Below are 18,247 nucleotides of genomic sequence, written 5' to 3'. Positions count from 1 at the left end.
AAACTCAAATACACCGAGTTTTTTTCGCGTTTAGCGAAAATAAACTTCCTTATTATGCGCTGGCATTAATAAGTTTTTTTAAAAATTGTTGTTGATTTACATAAACCAACACGCTTGACGTTTTGTTTAGTTTTCAAAGAACTTTTTTCAACATCGCTCAGAAGCGACTTTAATAATATATCACATGTAACATTTTAAAGTCAACATCTTTTTTAAGGGTTTTTTTAAAGTTGTTTTTATGCCCTCAAAAGCGACTTTAATAAGATAACATACTCTTTATTATTGTGTCAATGTGTAATAAATAAAAAAAACAAATGGCCTATAACCATTTGTCTCCCTAGAGAATATAAGTTTGAATGATGACTAGCGCGATTAGTCCAGGGATCCCTAGGAATCCTGATACAGAGGACGTTGCTAAATTAATGGGAACATGCAAGTCAATCATTGTCCCAAACGCATTTAAAAAGAATAGCAACAATGCCCCTATCATTATTTTTATCAAACCTTGACCAATCCAACGAACAGGTCTAAGTGGTGCGCCTACTATTAATAGTAAAACAATTGCACCAGCTAATATGGATAAAATCATAGTTGGCTCCATTTTGTTTCAACCCTCCTCTTTGTACATGCCTTCTTTTTACATGATTATGAGGAGAATTTAAAAAAAGAACCAAGGTCTAGTGATCCTTATCCTAATAACGTTACTTTTCTCTGTTTTGCTTCCCTTATAAGAAAGAAATATTTCGCTTCCGCAATTTTCAAGTGGAAAAGAACTTCTTCTGAAGGTTCAACACAGCGATTCACTATTTCTTTCTGTCTCATCCATTCATTCTTATTTTTCTCTAAACTTAAAAGTAATTGTTCATTAAATGATTTTCTTAATTTTCCTTTACGTTGGAAAAACATGAATGGACCCCCTTTTAACTACAGTTCTCTTCTACCTTCAAGAGCTTTTGACAACGTTACTTCATCGGCATACTCTAAGTCTCCACCAACCGGCAAGCCATGAGCAATTCTTGTAATTCGGATTCCAGTCGGTCTTAATAACCTTGAAATATACATAGCTGTTGCTTCCCCTTCGATATTGGGGTTCGTTGCTAGAATAATCTCCTGAACTGTATCATCCTGAAGTCTTTTAAGTAGAGTTGCGATGTTAATATCCTCTGGACCTATACCGTCCATAGGGGAGATGGCTCCATGAAGGACATGGTAGTACCCGTTATATTCCCTCATTTTTTCCATTGCGATGACATCTTTTGGATCCTGAACAACACATATCACAGACTTATCTCTGGATTGGTCATCACAGATTTGACATGGATCCTTGTCAGTAATATGCCCACAAACAGAACAATGAGTTAAATTTCTCTTTGCATTAACTAAACTCTTACCAAACTCTAATACATCTTCTTCTTTCATGTTTAATACAAAAAAAGCCAAGCGAACCGCTGTTTTGGGTCCAATTCCTGGCAGCTTCATAAAACTATCGATTAACTTGGATATAGGCTCCGGATAGTGCAATTTATTTTCCTCCTGTCACGCAATAGACAGACATATAATACTCGGCTGTTTAAAAAAGTGAATTTAATGACTCGTAGTATATATTGGGAGCTTTTTTTATAAGGCTCTCTTCGTAAAGAAGGTTTAAGTCTTAGAAAAGAGCCTTTGGTAAAAAAGCCTCCACTTAGAACATACCAGGTAAATTTAAACCTTTAGTGAATTGACCCATTGTGTTATTTGTTAGCTCATCTGCTTTCTTGAGTGCATCATTAGTTGCCGCTAATACTAAGTCTTGTAGCATTTCGATATCTTCTGGATCTACAACTTCTTCTTTAATATTTACTTCTAGCACTTCTTTATGTCCACTTACAATAACTGTTACCATACCGCCACCAGCAGTACCTTCGATTCGCTTCTCTCCAAGCTCTTCCTGAGCCTTTGCCATTTGCTTTTGCATTTTTTGCATCTGTTTCATCATATTACCCATATTTCCACCACGCATAGTGTTACCTCCTAATATTAATCTTCTATAATTTCAATGAGCTCTGTACCAAAAAGCTTTTGCGCTTCTGTGATAAGAGGATTCTCTTCTTGCTTTTCAGTTTCCTCTGTATCGCTACGTTGCTCACGAATATACTCTTCTCTTATTTTCCCCCATTCGGATTCGGGGATTGCAACCATTTCAAATCTTTTTCCTATAATATCATATAGTATACCTTCTAGATTATCTCGTACATTATTAGTGTTTTCTGCAGCCATTTTACAATGTATTTCGAATTTAAAGGCTAATATAAATGCTTTTTCAGAAGCAGCTACAGGTTCACTTTCGCTAAGTAAGGCGGCATGTGAGACCTTGTTTTGCTTTCTTAATTGCTCTAACATATTACCCCAGTTACTCTTAAGTTGGCTTAGGTCTTGTCTAGTTGCTTGTTTTAATACCTCTGTCGCTCTGCCTACTGGAACACGATAACTGCTTTTACTCATCTTTTGTGGTCTCTGTTCCTTTTGAGCGGCTGCCTCATTTTGATTTTGTGAGACAGTAATCCCTTTTTCTTTCAAGGTAGCAACTTCCTGCTCCAGCTCTTTTACCCGCTGAACTAAAGATTCAACTTGAGGTATAGACTGTTTCTCCTGTTGACATAGCTGAACGATTGCAATTTCAAGTAGAATCTTAGGATGATTTGTCCACTTCATTTCTTGTTGACATTTATTAAGGACTTCAATAATCTCATAAATTCTATTTGGATTCATATCTTGAGCTAAGTTTTTAAAGGAATCATCGACCTTTACTCTGGCTAAGATGTCTTCAAGCGCAGGAGAGGATTGATAGAGAAGAATATCACGATAAAAATAAATCATGTCTTCCACAAACCGTTTAGGATCTTTCCCCTCATTCATTAGATCATCTAGTGCTTGAAGGGCAACGGGCACCTGCTCTTCTTGAATAGCCTGTACTAGTGTCATGATAAACTGCTGCGATACTGCCCCTGTTATCATTAATACATTATCCAAGGTTACTTGTTCATCACTTAATGCAATAGCCTGGTCAAGTAAACTTAGAGCATCTCTCATCCCGCCATCTGCTGCTCTGGCTACCGCGAGTAATGCATCTTCATCTATTGATACCTGTTGCTCATTAACGATTGTCTTCATTCGATTAACAATTGAAGCCGCTGAGATTCGTTTAAAATCAAAACGTTGACATCTAGAAATAATCGTTAATGGAATTTTATGTGGTTCAGTCGTAGCTAAGATAAAGACAACATGTTTAGGAGGTTCCTCAAGTGTCTTAAGTAAGGCATTGAATGCTCCAATGGATAACATATGTACTTCATCGATGATATAGACTTTATACCTTACCGTACTAGGTGCAAATTTCACTTTATCGCGAATATCTCGTATTTCATCTACACCATTATTAGATGCAGCGTCGATCTCAAACACATCAGGGTTTGAACCATTTGTGATAGTTTTACATGCATCACATTCATTACACGGTTCACTTACAGGTGCTTTTTCACAATTGATTGCTTTTGCAATAATTTTAGCAGCACTTGTTTTTCCCGTTCCTCTAGGTCCAGAAAATAAATAAGCGTGCGTTATTTTCTCATGAAGAAGAGCATTCTGAAGTGTTCTTGTGATATGTTCTTGTCCGACTACATCTTGAAAGCTTTGTGGCCTCCACACCCGATATAATGCTTGATATACCATTGGAATCTCCTTCTCCTCTTTATCATCTTTACCATTATACCGTAATTATCTTTTTGATTTCAAAGATAAATAAGAGTCTTCCTTTTAAATAAGTACTTTCAATTCAACGGTGCTAAAGATAAATAAAAAAACTCACTTTAGAAGTGAGTTTTTAATATGTGATCTAATTACCGTGCACCTTCCGTCGATTTACCACCATAAGCGTTACCCTAGCAGTTAGCTCGGTTCAGGCAACCCCGCGGCACACGAGATGGTCCACTTACTGCTGCTTCCTTCCGGACCTGACAGGATTCATGGATTCTCGTTGCGCAGGACCCGAACGTCAACACCACTTACTAAGGGCAGACCTTACAGTGAATAAACCTCTAGAAGGAATTCGGCCTCGCTAGAGCGGATTGCGAGTACAGGGCACCGCTACCTCCCCGCTTAGCACGGCAAAGTCGATAACATATTTAGTTGCGTCTTGGTGACGCATAAACAAGTATATAACGAGCGAGAAAAAATTGCAATGATGAGGACGCTCTAATTATTTGGGTTTAGAGGTTAGTTTTTTCTTATTACGCAAAGTTTGGAAAAAAGAACTTAATGCGTGACTACATTCCTCTTCTAGTACTCCACTTTCTACAATAGCTTGATGATTAAATCTTGATTCATCTAATAAGTTCATTAGTGTACCCGCACAACCACCCTTAGGATCCTTGGCACCGTATACGACTCTTGGAATCCGTGATAAGACAATTGCTCCTGCACACATGGGGCATGGCTCTAACGTTACATATAAAGTGGTCTCTTCTAACCTCCATGTATTTAACTCCTTGCATGCTTGATCGATTACTAATAATTCAGCATGAGCGATTGATCGTTGCTCGGTCTCACGTAGATTGTGCCCAGCTGCAATGACATTTCCGTCCTTCACTAAAACTGCTCCAATTGGAACCTCCCCTATTTCTTCTGCCTTACTGGCCTCTGCTAGTGCCAGTTTCATATAATATATATCGTTTTTTTCAACCAATATAAAAAACTCCTTTTAACCGTAAAATTAGCGTTATTTTAGTGAATTTATGACATTTCTTATAGCTCTTTACAATACATATACTATTAGTCATTTTCTGCGCATTCCATTACTATAGCATCATCATGGTTTGTGTGAGTAAAGTTATTTTTAAGGAGGAATCCTATGCAAACCCACGTGGTTCAAAGTGGTCAATCGTTATACGGTATTGCTCAGGCTTATGGAACGACTGTCAATGACATTGTAGAGGCTAATGAGTTAAACACACAAGTCCCTCTTGTAGTTGGTCAGGCGATTGTCATTCCAATTATCGGTCAATTTTATTGGACACAGTCTGGTGACAGCTTGTGGTCCATTGCAAACAAGTTTGGTATCTCCTTTCAGAGATTAGCACAAATTAACAGAATATCACCTACACAATCACTTTCTATCGGGACACGCTTGTATATCCCTTCTCTTCCAAAACGAAACGCTGAAATTAATGCTTATGTAGAGCCATTAGGTAATACTGTTGCACCAGCAATTGAGAATGCTGCAAGAGAAACCGCCCCGTATCTCACGTACCTAGCACCATTTAGTTTTCAAATTCAACGAGATGGATCGTTAAAGGAACCACTACTAAACAATTTTCCTTCTATCGCCAGCCAAAATCAAGTGACTCTTATGATGGTCATAACAAACTTAGAGGAAGGTCAGTTTAGTGACGAGCTTGGGAGGATTATTCTCACGAATGATTCATTACAAACTACCTTATTAGATAATATTATTTCAGCTGCTAAAAAGTATAATTTCCGAGATATCCATTTTGACATGGAGTACTTACGACCAGAGGATCGTGAAAGATACAATTCTTTTTTACGAAAAGCAAAAACTCGTTTAAAAGCAGAGGGCTACCTACTTTCTACTGCACTAGCGCCTAAGACAAGTGCCGACCAAAAAGGTAAGTGGTATGAGGCACATGATTACAAAGCTCACGGAGAAATTGTTGATTTCGTTGTTATTATGACTTATGAGTGGGGCTACAGTGGTGGACCCGCTATGCCAGTATCACCAATTGGACCTGTGCGAGAAGTTTTAGAATACGCTCTTACTGAGATGCCAGGTTCTAAAATTATGATGGGGCAAAACTTATATGGCTATGATTGGACACTTCCTTACGTTGAGGGCGGAGAATATGCAAAGGCAGTAAGTCCAAATGCCGCAATTGAACTAGCTGCAAAGAACAATGTACCTATTTTATATGATTATGAAGCCCAAGCACCTCACTTTAATTATGTAGATAGTGAACAGAAGCAACATAAGGTTTGGTTTGAAGATGCAAGATCAATCCAGGCAAAGTTTGACCTAATTAAAGAATTAGGCCTAAGAGGAATTAGTTACTGGAAGCTCGGCCTTCCATTTCCTCAAAACTGGTTGTTAATTACAGAAAACTTCAATGTCACAAAAAGATAATTTCCTAATCCTACATTTTGTAGGATTTTTTTATTCTCCAAAGCCTCCTCACTCTGTGTTAAAATAAATAAGATTATGCTGAAATTTGATTCATTTTGTCAGATTTTATGAGTTTAGGAGGATCATAATGAGTCAAACACCTTTTATTACAGTAGAGGGCCCAATTGGTGTAGGTAAAACCTCACTAGCAAAAGAAATTGCAAACCGGTTTCAATTTCAATTATTAAAGGAAATTGTAGAGGAGAATCCTTTTCTTGGAAAGTTCTATTCAAATATTGAAGAGTGGAGTTTTCAAACTGAAATGTTCTTTCTTTGCAATCGCTATAAACAGCTAGAGGATATTAACCAATCTTATCTAAAACAAAACAAGCCGGTAGTGGCTGATTATCATATTATGAAAAACATGATATTTGCCGATCGAACATTGAACGAATATCAATCTCAAAAGTATCGTCAAATATATGAAATTTTAACAAATGATATGCCAGAACCTAATGTAATCATATATCTTCACGCCAGTTTAGATACATTACTTCATCGTGTGGCAAAACGTGGTCGAGAAATTGAAAAGCAAATGAGTGCTGCGTATCTACAACAGCTCATTGAGGACTATGAGAGAGCTATGGAAATGTTCCAATATATGAATCCACATATCCCAATTTTACGTTTTAATGGTGACGATCTAGATTTTGTGAGGAATGAACAGGATTTACAGATAATCATTAGTACGATTGAATCAACGGTTAAAGGGAGAGCAACAATATGAGTTTACGTGAAAAGTATGGAATACCCAGTAATGCAGTCATTACGATAGCAGGGACAGTTGGTGTCGGGAAATCCACAATGACAAAAGGATTAGCCAATGCACTTGGATTTCGAACTTCATTTGAAAAGGTGGATACTAATCCTTATTTAGATAAATTTTATCAAGACTTCGAACGTTGGAGCTTCCATTTACAAATTTATTTCTTAGCTGAACGTTTTAAAGAACAAAAGAAAATTTTTGAATATGGTGGAGGATTTATTCAAGACCGATCCATTTATGAGGATACTGGGATTTTTGCCAAAATGCACTATGAAAAGGGTACAATGACAGAGGTTGATTATACAACGTATACTTCTTTATTTGATGCAATGGTGATGACCCCATATTTTCCACATCCTGATTTATTAATCTATCTTGAGGGAAGCATAGACGACATCCTTGATAGAATTAAAGAACGTGGTAGACCAATGGAACAACAAACACCTATAGAATACTGGGAAGAAATGCATCATCGCTATGAGACATGGATTGATAATTTCCATGCTTGCCCTGTATTAAGATTAAATATAAATGAATATGATATTCTTGAAGATCAAGCTTCAATAGAACCTATTATTGAAAAGGTTGGACGTTTTATTACTAATAAAAGCACGGTAAAAATATAAACATAAACCGGATGTGAGACCACATCCGGTTTTTTATTTGCTATTATGAAGAATATCAATAAAATGTGAAAGGATCTTAGCTGTTAGGCCCCAAATAACCTTATCATCATAAAGATAGAATTGTTCTTCCATCTTTCTAACTTTCCAATCATAGTTCTCACCACCGACGATTAAATCAATGGGAAAGTTCTCATCAGGTTTAATATTATAGTCAACATGATATACTTTCGGTTTATTTTCTAGAAAGAACGTTAATGGAACAGTAAAAATGTCTTCAACCTCTGAAGGATTAATATGTATGGAGTCTGGTGATTTAATAAATCCAACAAAGCTATAGATTAACATCCCAAAAGGTGAAACTACATAATCTAAAGGATATATCGTAGTGATGTCATTTTCACTAATCCCTAATTCTTCTCTTGTTTCCCTGATTGCAGCTTCTTTACTCGTTTGATCTGATGCATCTACTCTTCCCCCAGGAAAGCATATGTCTCCAGGTTGTCTCTTTAACTCATATGATCTAATTTCAAAGAGGATATGCAACTCACCATCTTTTTCGACTAGCGGTATAAGAACAGCATACTTTGAGTAACGGTCATTCCCAAGTACGTTAGGAATATGCTCCTTTACTTTTTCCACTATATTTTTTGCGTCCATCAAACCACCCCACTAACTTCATTATACCTTATTTAAGAGAACATAAAAAAACCAATTACTTTTGTAATTGGTTTGTAATCTCCATTTTATGCGCTATGAATATCGATATAAAATATGGCGGAGGAAGAGGGATTCGAACCCCCGCGCGGTTTAACCCGCCTGTCGGTTTTCAAGACCGATCCCTTCAGCCGGACTTGGGTATTCCTCCGTATCGACAAGTAATAATATATCAAATTACAAAAAGCTTGTCAACACTTTTAAAGATATAATAAATGCAAAGGGGGAAGCCCCCCTTATACTATCTAATTACTTCTTTATTGCCCATATATGGACGTAGCACTTTTGGCACAATTACACTACCATCTTCTTGTTGGTAGTTCTCTAAAATAGCTGAAACTGTACGTCCTACTGCTAATCCTGAGCCGTTTAATGTATGAACATGCTCTGGTTTTGCATTTAGTTCTCTACGGAAGCGAATGTTAGCACGTCTTGCTTGGAATGCTTCAAAGTTACTGCAAGAAGAAATCTCACGGTAAGACTCATAGCTTGGAATCCATACTTCTATATCATACTTCTTCGCAGCCGTGAAACCTAGATCAGCCGTACACATGCTTAGTACTCGGTAAGGAAGTTCTAATAACTGTAATACCTTCTCAGCATGTGACGTTAGTTTTTCTAGTTCTTCATAAGAATCTTCAGGCTTAACAAAACGGACTAGCTCAATTTTATTGAATTGGTGCTGACGAATTAACCCTCTTGTATCACGACCTGCAGATCCCGCTTCAGAACGGAAATTTGCACTAAATGCTGCATAGCTAATAGGGAGTTGATCACCATGTAGAATCTCATCTCGGTGTAGGTTTGTAACAGGTACTTCAGACGTTGGAATTAAGAAATAATCTTCACCTACAATTTTAAATGCATCTTCTTCAAATTTAGGAAGTTGTCCCGTACCAATCATACTATCGCGGTTAACAATAAATGGTGGAATGACTTCTTGATAGCCATGTTCATCTGCATGTAAGTCCATCATGAAATTAATGAGTGCACGCTCTAAACGGGCACCTAACCCCTTATAGAAAACAAACCGGCTTCCCGTTACTTTTCCTGCACGTTCAAAGTCTAGTATTTCTAAACCAGTCGCAATATCCCAGTGTGCCTTTGGCTCAAAAGAGAACTGCGGAATTTCTCCCCATGTCCGGACTGTCACATTATCATCTTCTGTTTCTCCAATTGGTACACTTTCATGAGGAATGTTAGGAATAGATAATAATAACTGCTCTAATTCTTGCTCTACTTCACGAAGCTCATCATCTAAAACCTTTATACGGTCTCCTACTTCTCTCATTTCAACAATTAGAGAATCAGCATCTTGTTTCTCTCGCTTTAATTTTGAAATTTGCTGAGATACTTCATTACGTTTACTTTTTAACTCTTCAGCTTCTGCAATGAGAGTACGACGCTTTTGATCTAAGTCTTCAAACTTTCCTAGATCAGAAAGGTCCTCACCACGAAATTTAAGTCTATCTTTCACTACTTCAAAATTTGCTCGTAAATACTTTAAATCCAACATGATTGTTTCCTCCTAATCAATATGAAAATTGGTAGTTCTTGACGTTAATTGAGCTAATTAGCCTAAAACAAAAAACTCCCGTCCCTAAAAACAGGGACGAGAGTTAACCCGCGTTGCCACCCTAATTATAGATTGTCTCAAAACAATCTATCTCTTGGGTCTCTGTAACGGCAGAAAGCCGGAAATATCTACTGGGAATACCGTTCGATATTTCACTCAAGGATGGATTCACGAGTATCTTACATCGGTTTACACCAACCACCGACTCTCTAAAGAAAGAACACACGTTACTATTTCCTATCATCGATTTAACCTAACAAATTTTAGTAATTATTAATTTACTACAAGTTTGTTCAGGATTCAATAGTGTTATACACCTTTTATTTAGATTCTTTCACCATATTTACAAAATACTGAGCAAATCGGTGGTCTTCTGTTAATTCTGGATGGAACGCACAACCTAAAAATTGTCCCTGACGAACAGCTACAATTCTTTCGTTATGTTTCGATAGTACCTCTACCTCTTCGCCAACTTCTACAACATATGGCGCTCTGATGAATACCCCGACAAAATCTTCGGCAACTCCCGTAATCATTAATTCAGCCTCAAAACTTTCCTTTTGACGACCAAATGCATTACGTTCAACGGTTATATCCATGACACCGATATGTGGCTCATCATAGCCTTCAATTTTATTGGCTAAAAGAATTAGTCCTGCACACGTTCCAAACATTGGTTTCCCTTGTGCGGCAAACTCTTTTAAAGGTTTCATAAAGTCGTATTTATCTATTAAGCGGCGCATGGTTGTACTTTCGCCACCTGGGATAACGAGACCATCTAACTCTTCTAGCTGTTCAGGTCTTTTAATAACAAGTGCTTCTGCACCTGACTGTTCTAAAGCATGAACATGCTCCCTAACAGCTCCTTGTAAACCTAGTACTCCCACTTTAACCATTACTAAAAACTCCTCTTATTACCAGCCACGCTCTTGCATACGTTGTTCTGGTAGTAATGATGAAATGTCTACACCCTTCATTGCAGCTCCAAGGTTTTTAGATAAAGATGCAATTAACTCATAGTCTTGATAGTGAGTAGTTGCTTCTACAATGGCACGAGCAAATTTTGCTGGGTTATCAGACTTGAAGATACCTGAACCTACGAATACTCCGTCTGCTCCTAATTGCATCATTAATGCCGCATCAGCAGGAGTAGCAACTCCACCTGCAGCAAAGTTAACAACAGGTAAGCGACCTAGTCTCTTAATTTCTAATAATAATTCAAATGGAGCACCTAGAAGCTTTGCTTCCATCATCACTTCATCTTCACTCATTGCAACAAGCTTACGTACTTGAGCATTTACTTTTCTCATATGACGTACTGCTTCTACGATATTACCTGTTCCTGGCTCACCCTTTGTACGAAGCATCGATGCACCTTCACCAATACGTCTAGCAGCCTCACCTAAATCGCGGCAACCACAAACGAATGGAACAGTAAATTGTCTCTTATCAATATGATACTCTTCATCAGCAGGAGTTAATACTTCACTCTCATCGATGTAGTCTACACCTAAAGATTCTAATACACGTGCTTCTACGATGTGACCAATACGTGCTTTTGCCATTACTGGAATAGAAACTGCACCTACAACTTCTTCTACAATAGTAGGATCAGCCATACGAGCTACTCCACCTGCTGCACGAATGTCTGCAGGAACACGCTCTAATGCCATAACTGCTACAGCACCAGCTTCTTCCGCAATTTTAGCTTGTTCAGCGTTAACAACGTCCATGATAACGCCACCCTTTTGCATTTCTGCCATACCTCTTTTTACTCTTTCAGTACCTAGATTTGCCATTATAAATACCCCCTATATGTAAGCTTACATTTGTTGAAATAGAGAAAAACAAGCGTCAAGCACCTTTTCTTCTACTATCTTTTAAACAAAAGGATTAAAATATTACAAACTGCTTGTCATTGTATTATTCTACATTAAAAGTAAAAAAAAACCTACTATTTATATTCAAAAGACGCAATAGTCTATATATATAACTAAGTTAATATAATCGTTGGAAAACAGAGTAACGAATATATAAAGAAAAGGACTCCTTATGAAAGGGAGTCCTTTTCTTTAGAATAATCCTTTAATTCCGTCTGCAGCGTTTGTCCATATATCCGCAAAGAAACCACCAATTGCTTGCATAAACAAGACAAACCAGTTTGACTTCTCTATGTTAGATGTTGTAACGACATCTGATTTTATTAGATCGTCGCCTTTTTCTGTTAGAAATTTAAGCGTATTCTCACCTGTATATTCAATCGTAAGCGTACCAACCTTTGTACCCTTTTCAACAGGAGCCGTTAATGCACCCTCTGTTGTAAGTAGTTTTTCATCAATTGTAACGACAGGCTGATACAATTCTTTCTCCCCACGTTTCATAAGGATAGAAATTGCATTTGTTGATTCTATTTCTACTTCTTTATCTTTACCTTTTACAACAGGTAAGGTTTCTTGTTCCTTTACTTGAAAACCTTCAGGAACAATTTCTTGCATTTCATAGTTACTAAAACCATAGTCAAGAAGCTTTTTCGTGTTACCGAATCTTTCTTGATAATTATTTGTTTTCATTACAACTGTTATTAAACGAACTCCGTTTTTCTCAGCAGTTCCAGTAAAACAGTAACCTGCTAAATCGGTAGTACCTGTCTTTAATCCATCTACACCTTCATATGCGAAAGAAAGTGTCGGTAACATCCAATTCCAGTTTGGCATTTCAGTACGATCATCTGTACCGTCTCTAAATACAGATTTTGGGATACTTGCTGTATCTAATACCTCTGGATAGTCATTTAATAAGTGAAATGCAAGTTTTGCAGTATCCTTTGCTGACATTAGGTTTTCTTCTTCAGCACCTGTGCCATCTGGATGATTTCCATATAAATCTTGATTATTTAAACCAGTAGAGTTAACAAACTTATAATTTTCTAATCCTAGTTCTGCTGCTTTTTCATTCATCATCTTAACAAAATTTGTTTCAGAACCAGCAATTAATTCTGCTAGGGCAATGGTTGAACCATTAGCTGAATAAATCGCCATCGACTCATATAATTCCTTAACATTGTACTGATAATCAGAACGTAGTGGAACATTGGATAAGCTTCTATTCTGGGAAATTTTATAAACGTATTCAGATATACCTGTCTCTTGATCCCAAGAGATTTTCCCATTATTGATGGCCTCTAGCACTAAATACTCAGACATCATTTTCGTCATACTCGCTGTTGGAAGTGCAGTCTCAGCATCCTTCTCATAAAGGATTAGTCCGGTCTTAGCGTCTACTAAAATAGCAGATTTCGCTTCTAGATCTAATATATTCGATTCAGCGGCATAGCCACTGCTTGGAAATAGCGACGTCATCATAAATGTAAGAGCTACAAAAAAATAAAAAATGAAAGACTTGTTTCTTTCTTTCACTATAATCCCTCCTCTAAGTTGTCCCATCATATTCTACCATATGCTTTCACAAAAAAATAGACAGAGAACATGATCCTCTGTCTAAAGGGGTATAATTTACTATCTATTATAAGGAGTAGTTTGGCGCTTCCTTCGTAATTTGAATATTATGTGGATGGCTTTCTCGTAAGCCCGCACCAGTCATTCTTACAAACTGTGCGTTTTCTCTTAACTCATGAAGAGTCTTTGTTCCACAGTATCCCATTCCTGAGCGAATACCACCTAATAGTTGATAAACCGTATCTACTAAAGGACCTTTATAAGGTACTCGTCCTTCAATTCCTTCTGGAACAGCCTTTTGATTATTTTCCTGGAAGTAGCGATCTTTACTACCTTTTTCCATGGCACCGATAGATCCCATTCCACGATACACTTTAAATTGACGGCCTTGATAGATCTCACGGTCTCCAGGACTTTCAGAGACACCTGCTAATAGACTACCAAGCATGACAGCATTTCCTCCAGCTGCTAGTGCTTTTACCATATCTCCAGAATATTTAATGCCACCGTCTGCAATAATAGGAACACCATACTTTTTAGCTTCTGTTGCGCAATCATAAACAGCTGTGATTTGTGGGACACCTACCCCTGCTACTACACGTGTTGTACAGATTGAACCAGGCCCAATTCCTACTTTAATCACATCTGCTCCTGCTTCAATAAGCTCTCTTGTTGCGTCAGCAGTTGCTACATTTCCTGCTATTAAAGATATGGCTGGGTATGCATCTTTAATCTCTCTTACTTTATCTAGTACACCTTTTGAATGTCCATGTGCTGTATCTAATACAAGACAGTCAACTCCTGCTTCAATTAGTTTTTGAACGCGAAGCATCGTATCTGCTGTAACACCAACCGCTGCACCAACTAATAAACGACCTTGGCTATCTTTTGCAGCATTTGGAAACTCAATTACCTTTTCAATATCTTTAATTGTAATTAAACCTTTTAATATTCCGTTATCATCAACTAGTGGAAGTTTTTCAATTTTGTAACGTTGTAAGATGTTTTCTGCTTGTTCTAAATTCGTTCCAACTGGGGCAGTAACTAAGTTTTCTTTTGTCATCACAACTTCAATCTTAGTGGAGAAATCTTGAATAAAACGAAGGTCACGGTTAGTAATAATACCAACTAATTTTTGGTCATCCATATTATTAACAATCGGTACACCTGAAATGCGGTATTTACCCATTAGATGCTCTGCGTCATAAACTTGGTGATCAGGAGTTAAGAAGAATGGATTAGTAATAACACCACTTTCAGAACGTTTTACCTTATCTACTTGTTCTGCTTGCTGCTCAATTGACATGTTTTTATGGATAATTCCTAATCCACCTTGTCTAGCCATTGCAATCGCCATCGCTGCTTCAGTAACAGTATCCATTCCTGCACTAATAACTGGAATGTTTAACTTAACTGTGTCAGTCAATTCAGTTCTTAAATCAACATCTCGAGGTAATACTTCAGATTTAGCTGGTACTAATAAAACATCATCAAATGTTAAGCCTTCTTTTACAAACTTATTCTCCCACATACCCTTACTCCCCCTAGTTTTGTAAAAAATATTATTAGTAGCTTAACAATTGGTTAAAATACTGTCAAGAAAGACATAATATGTTTGATTTTTCTAAAAATAACAATCTTGGAGGGATATCAATTGTTTGACCATCAAGAGGTATGGCAATCATACACTCCCTTTCATTCTGCAGCTAATGTACAGGAATACTTATGTAAAGTGTATACCTTTCAAAACATAGAGGAACCAGAAAAAAAAAGCTATCAGAATTGTTATCCCTTTATTTATTACTTAGACCATGGAAAAAGTTATTACCAATTATCCCGACAAGCTCCACCATCCATCAAACCAGTCTTACTATTTTACGGCATGACCCAATTACTAAAAGCCTGCTTATTATCAGTAGATCCTGAATACCCTGAATCAACTTCAGTACTAGCTCATGGAGTCTCAACACGTAAGCGAAAAAAACAATCTTATGATTTCTTGAAGGATGAAGTTAAAATACAAAAAAATGGGCTTTTCTCTCATTTTTCCCAAAAAATGTTTCATGTGGAACACCTTGATGGAGAGAAGATTGCTATGAACTCCTTATTTAGAAGAATACCTGAATTAAACCCTTTATTTAAGTTTAGTTATGGGGAGTCAGTGTCTTTACAAATAGACAGGGAGAGTGAGTTATCATACAGTATTACGGATAAATTTCTTGATTATTTTCATATGACTGAAGAAAGGTTTATTTCTTTTCTTATAGGTACTATAAAAGATGTACAAGAAGTTATATATGATAATAATCAAAAAAAATTCATTTTTACACTTCAATCAAAAGATTTAACACCTATTAATAGTTATCCATTTTATTATCAATATATAGATCATACCTATTTCCTTTCGACACAACGAGATTCAACCACCTATTTCCCTGAAATAATGGTTCATTATTTACTCTTATATAATCTAAGTATGATATCAAGGTATGAAACAGAATGGTGGAGTGAATTACTTCAAAATGCAAGCACCAAAGACTTGCCTTTCATTCAGCAATTTATCTCAACTACAACCACCAAAATACCAACATTATTATCACATTATCTTTATTCAAAGATTGAATAAAAAAATGCAAAACCGCCTGATAAGTCCTATCAACGGTCTTGCATTTTATTATTTTACCTCTATAGCTGTAAGAACATATTGTCCTTTTTCATTTTGATAGTACTCAATAATGACATGTGCATTCTTTTCAATACTGCTCCAATCTACATTCTTTACTTTACCGATTTGTAGAGTGAGGGTTTTAAACTCGGTATTTACTTCTATTGAATTTGAATCTACTTTTCCTACATAGGCTGCTTCTTCACGAATCATTGTAGGCTGAGAACTCTCTTTTTGAGCATTCTTTGTTATTTCTATATTGGTTAGTACATACTGATTGTTTTCATTTTTATAGTACTCCACAATTACATGTGCATTCTTTTCAATACTATTCCAATCTACATTCTTTACTTTACCGATTTGTAGAGTGAGGGTTTTAAATTCAGTATTTACTTCTATTGAATTTGAATCTACTTTTCCTACATAGGTTGCTTCTTCACGAACCAATGTAGGCTGAGAATTCTCTTTTTTTGTATTCTTTGTTATTTCTATATTGGTTAGTACATACTGCTTGTTTTCATTTTTATAGTACTCCACGATCACATGTGCATTCTTTACAATATTGTTCCAGTCAACATTATTTACTTTACCGATTTGTAGAGTGAGGGTTTTAAACTCGGTATTTACTTCTATTGTATTTGAATCTACTTTTCCTGCATAGGCAGCTTCTTCACGAACCAATGTAGGCTGAGAATTCTCTTTTTGGGCATTCTTTGTTATTTCTATATTGGTTAGTACATACTGATTGTTTTCATTTTTATAGTACTCTACAATTACATGTGCATTCTTTTCAATACTGTTCCAATCTACATTATTTACTTCATTAGTTAGTAAGGTAAGAATCTCCGTTTCCGTGTTTACTTCAATAAAGTTGGAATCTATTTGGCCAACATAAGAAGCTTCTTCTGTCACCACTTCCTTAGTTGTTTCACCAGCTTGAGTAGCATTAGAACCATTTGTAGATACAACTGGTTTACTTTCATTTGCTGGATGATCTTGCTTCACGGCAGTTCCACAAGCCGTAAGAGATAATGTCATTACTAATAAGATACTAAGTTTCATATTTTTCATTTTGTTTACACCTCGATTAATAGTTTGGATTAGGTAGCTTTTTGAGTTTTGTAACATACTAGTCAGAAGCAACCTTTTCTTTACATCTATGAGACGGTAGTATTTGGTAATTGTTACATGAAGATTTAAAAAAAGTTGTTTTTATTTATGGCCCTTTTCTAAAACATTGTTGCTTCCTAACCTACACTATTTGAAGTTAAGCTCATTTTTAACGATAAATGTAGTATATATTGTTTAAAAAGAGAGCAGATCAGTAATAAATAGCAGGATAACATTAAACTATTGAGTTAGAGTCAGGCATTAGTGATTTTTTACGAAAGCGACAAACTCTACAAAAAGAGCCTTATTTATAGAAAATTAGTCGTGGCAACTAGGTCAGAGTATTTTTTAGTTAAGCTGATACTTCGTTATTTGATTAAGGTCCTACTTAGGTTTGCGCATATTATAATGAGGTGGGTGCTAAGGATGTAACTGGTGAATTTCTCTTTCTAGAAGGTTCTATTCTTATTGATTATTGTTTTTATAGGGGAGTGGATGTATCGACAGGTTACTTGCATCTTTCGCATTAAGTGCGAGTAATTATGTATTAAATCAGTATTTTTTTTCCTACATAGGGAATTTATTCACTACGTGGAGGTAGTTTTAGTAACTTTTGGTTCATGTATTTATATTTAATCGTTTAGGATATGGCTATATGGAATTCTAGCTTACCTCTATTTTGGTATTTCCACGAAAATATGCGTTATTCCAGCTTTTTAGTTGGTATTTCCCCGAAAAATTACGTGATTTCACGATTTTCTAGATTATTTTACAATTTTTCTCCGTAATTCCACGAAAGCAAAGAAAACACAAAAAAAAGCAGCTAAACTAGCTGCTTTTTTTACATTGCTTGGCAACGTCCTACTCTCACAGGGACAAAGTCCCAACTACCATCGGCGCTGAAGAGCTTAACTTCCGTGTTCGGAATGGGAACGGGTGTGTCCTCTTCGCCATCATCACCAAACTACTCGATAAAAAACAACCGGCGAATTTCTTCGTCAGCTTTGCTTCTCCGGTGCTCATGAAGAATAACTTCATTCCGCTCCTCTAAGCTTCGCTTCCTCGAACTTCTTGGTTCTTTTTCATCTCATGAAGGATTGTTCCCTCAAAACTAGATAGAA

The 18,247-nt window shown here is 36.5% G+C and carries 17 protein-coding genes, 1 tRNA gene, 1 rRNA gene, 1 other RNA gene and 1 other annotated feature; of the genes, 4 read left to right on the top strand and 16 right to left on the bottom strand.

Annotated features, from left to right (window positions below; translation table 11 throughout):
• Positions 1-337: 337 nt before the first annotated feature.
• The 7 genes from LT143_RS20090 to tadA form a co-directional block, all read right to left on the bottom strand.
• A complete protein-coding gene (locus LT143_RS20090; RefSeq protein WP_246946187.1) occupies positions 338-601 on the bottom strand; it encodes a pro-sigmaK processing inhibitor BofA family protein in 264 nt (87 codons plus the stop codon).
• Positions 602-687: 86 nt separating this feature from the next.
• Positions 688-906 carry a YaaL family protein gene (locus LT143_RS20085; protein WP_246946186.1) on the bottom strand — a complete coding sequence of 73 codons (219 nt, stop codon included), beginning with the start codon at positions 904-906 and terminating at the stop codon, positions 688-690.
• 18 nt (positions 907-924) lie between these two features.
• Positions 925-1,521 carry a recombination mediator RecR gene (recR, locus tag LT143_RS20080; RefSeq protein ID WP_246946185.1) on the bottom strand — a complete coding sequence of 199 codons (597 nt, stop codon included), beginning with the start codon at positions 1,519-1,521 and terminating at the stop codon, positions 925-927.
• 163 nt (positions 1,522-1,684) lie between these two features.
• Entirely contained in the window at positions 1,685-2,002 is a 318-nt protein-coding gene (locus LT143_RS20075; RefSeq protein ID WP_246946184.1) for a YbaB/EbfC family nucleoid-associated protein, read from the bottom strand.
• 17 nt (positions 2,003-2,019) lie between these two features.
• Positions 2,020-3,711 carry a DNA polymerase III subunit gamma/tau gene (dnaX, locus tag LT143_RS20070; protein ID WP_246946183.1) on the bottom strand — a complete coding sequence of 564 codons (1,692 nt, stop codon included), beginning with the start codon at positions 3,709-3,711 and terminating at the stop codon, positions 2,020-2,022.
• Positions 3,712-3,881: 170 nt separating this feature from the next.
• Positions 3,882-4,146, bottom strand: an RNA gene (gene ffs / locus LT143_RS20065) — signal recognition particle sRNA large type.
• 91 nt (positions 4,147-4,237) lie between these two features.
• Positions 4,238-4,723, bottom strand: coding sequence for a tRNA adenosine(34) deaminase TadA (gene tadA / locus LT143_RS20060; protein WP_246946182.1), 486 nt, complete (start codon positions 4,721-4,723; stop codon positions 4,238-4,240).
• 165 nt (positions 4,724-4,888) lie between these two features.
• Between tadA and LT143_RS20055 the strand changes: the two genes are divergently transcribed.
• The 3 genes from LT143_RS20055 (at position 4,889) to LT143_RS20045 (ending at position 7,606) form a co-directional block, all read left to right on the top strand.
• Entirely contained in the window at positions 4,889-6,175 is a 1,287-nt protein-coding gene (locus LT143_RS20055) for a LysM peptidoglycan-binding domain-containing protein (protein ID WP_246946181.1), read from the top strand.
• Positions 6,176-6,302: 127 nt separating this feature from the next.
• Complete coding sequence (locus LT143_RS20050) at positions 6,303-6,941, top strand: deoxynucleoside kinase (RefSeq protein WP_246946180.1); 639 nt, start codon at positions 6,303-6,305, stop codon at positions 6,939-6,941.
• Positions 6,938-7,606 carry a deoxynucleoside kinase gene (locus LT143_RS20045; RefSeq protein WP_246946179.1) on the top strand — a complete coding sequence of 223 codons (669 nt, stop codon included), beginning with the start codon at positions 6,938-6,940 and terminating at the stop codon, positions 7,604-7,606. The genes LT143_RS20050 and LT143_RS20045 overlap by 4 nt, the downstream gene beginning before the upstream one ends.
• 33 nt (positions 7,607-7,639) lie before the next feature.
• Here LT143_RS20045 and LT143_RS20040 read toward each other — a convergent pair whose 3' ends face one another.
• The 7 genes from LT143_RS20040 to guaB all read right to left on the bottom strand — a co-directional run bounded on the left by LT143_RS20040 (position 7,640) and on the right by guaB (position 14,882).
• Complete coding sequence (locus LT143_RS20040) at positions 7,640-8,263, bottom strand: NUDIX hydrolase (protein ID WP_246946178.1); 624 nt, start codon at positions 8,261-8,263, stop codon at positions 7,640-7,642.
• Between the two features lie 115 nt (positions 8,264-8,378).
• Positions 8,379-8,471, bottom strand: a tRNA-Ser gene (locus tag LT143_RS20035).
• A gap of 90 nt (positions 8,472-8,561) precedes the next feature.
• Positions 8,562-9,836, bottom strand: coding sequence for a serine--tRNA ligase (serS, locus tag LT143_RS20030; protein WP_246946177.1), 1,275 nt, complete (start codon positions 9,834-9,836; stop codon positions 8,562-8,564).
• An 89-nt stretch (positions 9,837-9,925) separates the two neighbouring features.
• Positions 9,926-10,149: a binding site (T-box leader), on the bottom strand.
• A 67-nt stretch (positions 10,150-10,216) separates the two neighbouring features.
• Entirely contained in the window at positions 10,217-10,792 is a 576-nt protein-coding gene (gene pdxT / locus LT143_RS20025; protein ID WP_246946176.1) for a pyridoxal 5'-phosphate synthase glutaminase subunit PdxT, read from the bottom strand.
• A gap of 18 nt (positions 10,793-10,810) precedes the next feature.
• Entirely contained in the window at positions 10,811-11,695 is an 885-nt protein-coding gene (gene pdxS / locus LT143_RS20020) for a pyridoxal 5'-phosphate synthase lyase subunit PdxS (protein WP_246946175.1), read from the bottom strand.
• Positions 11,696-11,968: 273 nt separating this feature from the next.
• Positions 11,969-13,315 carry a D-alanyl-D-alanine carboxypeptidase family protein gene (locus LT143_RS20015; RefSeq protein ID WP_418909860.1) on the bottom strand — a complete coding sequence of 449 codons (1,347 nt, stop codon included), beginning with the start codon at positions 13,313-13,315 and terminating at the stop codon, positions 11,969-11,971.
• A 103-nt stretch (positions 13,316-13,418) separates the two neighbouring features.
• Complete coding sequence (gene guaB / locus LT143_RS20010) at positions 13,419-14,882, bottom strand: IMP dehydrogenase (protein ID WP_246946174.1); 1,464 nt, start codon at positions 14,880-14,882, stop codon at positions 13,419-13,421.
• 123 nt (positions 14,883-15,005) lie between these two features.
• Here guaB and LT143_RS20005 point away from each other — a divergent pair, with 123 nt between their 5' ends.
• Positions 15,006-15,977: a YaaC family protein gene (locus LT143_RS20005; RefSeq protein WP_246946173.1), complete on the top strand. Its 972-nt coding sequence runs from the start codon at positions 15,006-15,008 to the stop codon at positions 15,975-15,977.
• A 48-nt stretch (positions 15,978-16,025) separates the two neighbouring features.
• Here the strand turns inward: LT143_RS20005 and LT143_RS20000 are convergent, their stop codons facing one another.
• A complete protein-coding gene (locus LT143_RS20000) occupies positions 16,026-17,087 on the bottom strand; it encodes a hypothetical protein (RefSeq protein ID WP_246946172.1) in 1,062 nt (353 codons plus the stop codon).
• Between the two features lie 887 nt (positions 17,088-17,974).
• A 5S ribosomal RNA gene (rrf, locus tag LT143_RS19995) occupies positions 17,975-18,090 on the bottom strand.
• Positions 18,091-18,247 lie beyond the last annotated feature (157 nt).

It is taken from the genome of Bacillus pinisoli (assembly GCF_023036475.1).
Lineage (GTDB): Bacteria > Bacillota > Bacilli > Bacillales > SA4 > Bacillus_BS > Bacillus_BS pinisoli.
This window is presented reverse-complemented; position numbering and strand designations above follow the sequence as displayed.

Excerpts from the sequence above, each read along its gene's own strand:
- LT143_RS20085 (WP_246946186.1), bottom strand. The coding sequence starts at position 906 with ATGTTTTTCCAACGTAAAGGAAAATTAAGAAAATCATTTAATGAACAA.
- pdxT (WP_246946176.1), bottom strand. The coding sequence starts at position 10,792 with ATGGTTAAAGTGGGAGTACTAGGTTTACAAGGAGCTGTTAGGGAGCAT.
- serS (WP_246946177.1), bottom strand. The coding sequence starts at position 9,836 with ATGTTGGATTTAAAGTATTTACGAGCAAATTTTGAAGTAGTGAAAGAT.
- dnaX (WP_246946183.1), bottom strand. The coding sequence starts at position 3,711 with ATGGTATATCAAGCATTATATCGGGTGTGGAGGCCACAAAGCTTTCAA.
- LT143_RS20050 (WP_246946180.1), top strand. The coding sequence starts at position 6,303 with ATGAGTCAAACACCTTTTATTACAGTAGAGGGCCCAATTGGTGTAGGT.
- LT143_RS20040 (WP_246946178.1), bottom strand. The coding sequence starts at position 8,263 with ATGGACGCAAAAAATATAGTGGAAAAAGTAAAGGAGCATATTCCTAAC.
- pdxS (WP_246946175.1), bottom strand. The coding sequence starts at position 11,695 with ATGGCAAATCTAGGTACTGAAAGAGTAAAAAGAGGTATGGCAGAAATG.
- LT143_RS20000 (WP_246946172.1), bottom strand. The coding sequence starts at position 17,087 with ATGAAAAATATGAAACTTAGTATCTTATTAGTAATGACATTATCTCTT.
- LT143_RS20075 (WP_246946184.1), bottom strand. The coding sequence starts at position 2,002 with ATGCGTGGTGGAAATATGGGTAATATGATGAAACAGATGCAAAAAATG.
- LT143_RS20045 (WP_246946179.1), top strand. The coding sequence starts at position 6,938 with ATGAGTTTACGTGAAAAGTATGGAATACCCAGTAATGCAGTCATTACG.
- guaB (WP_246946174.1), bottom strand. The coding sequence starts at position 14,882 with ATGTGGGAGAATAAGTTTGTAAAAGAAGGCTTAACATTTGATGATGTT.
- LT143_RS20090 (WP_246946187.1), bottom strand. The coding sequence starts at position 601 with ATGGAGCCAACTATGATTTTATCCATATTAGCTGGTGCAATTGTTTTA.
- LT143_RS20055 (WP_246946181.1), top strand. The coding sequence starts at position 4,889 with ATGCAAACCCACGTGGTTCAAAGTGGTCAATCGTTATACGGTATTGCT.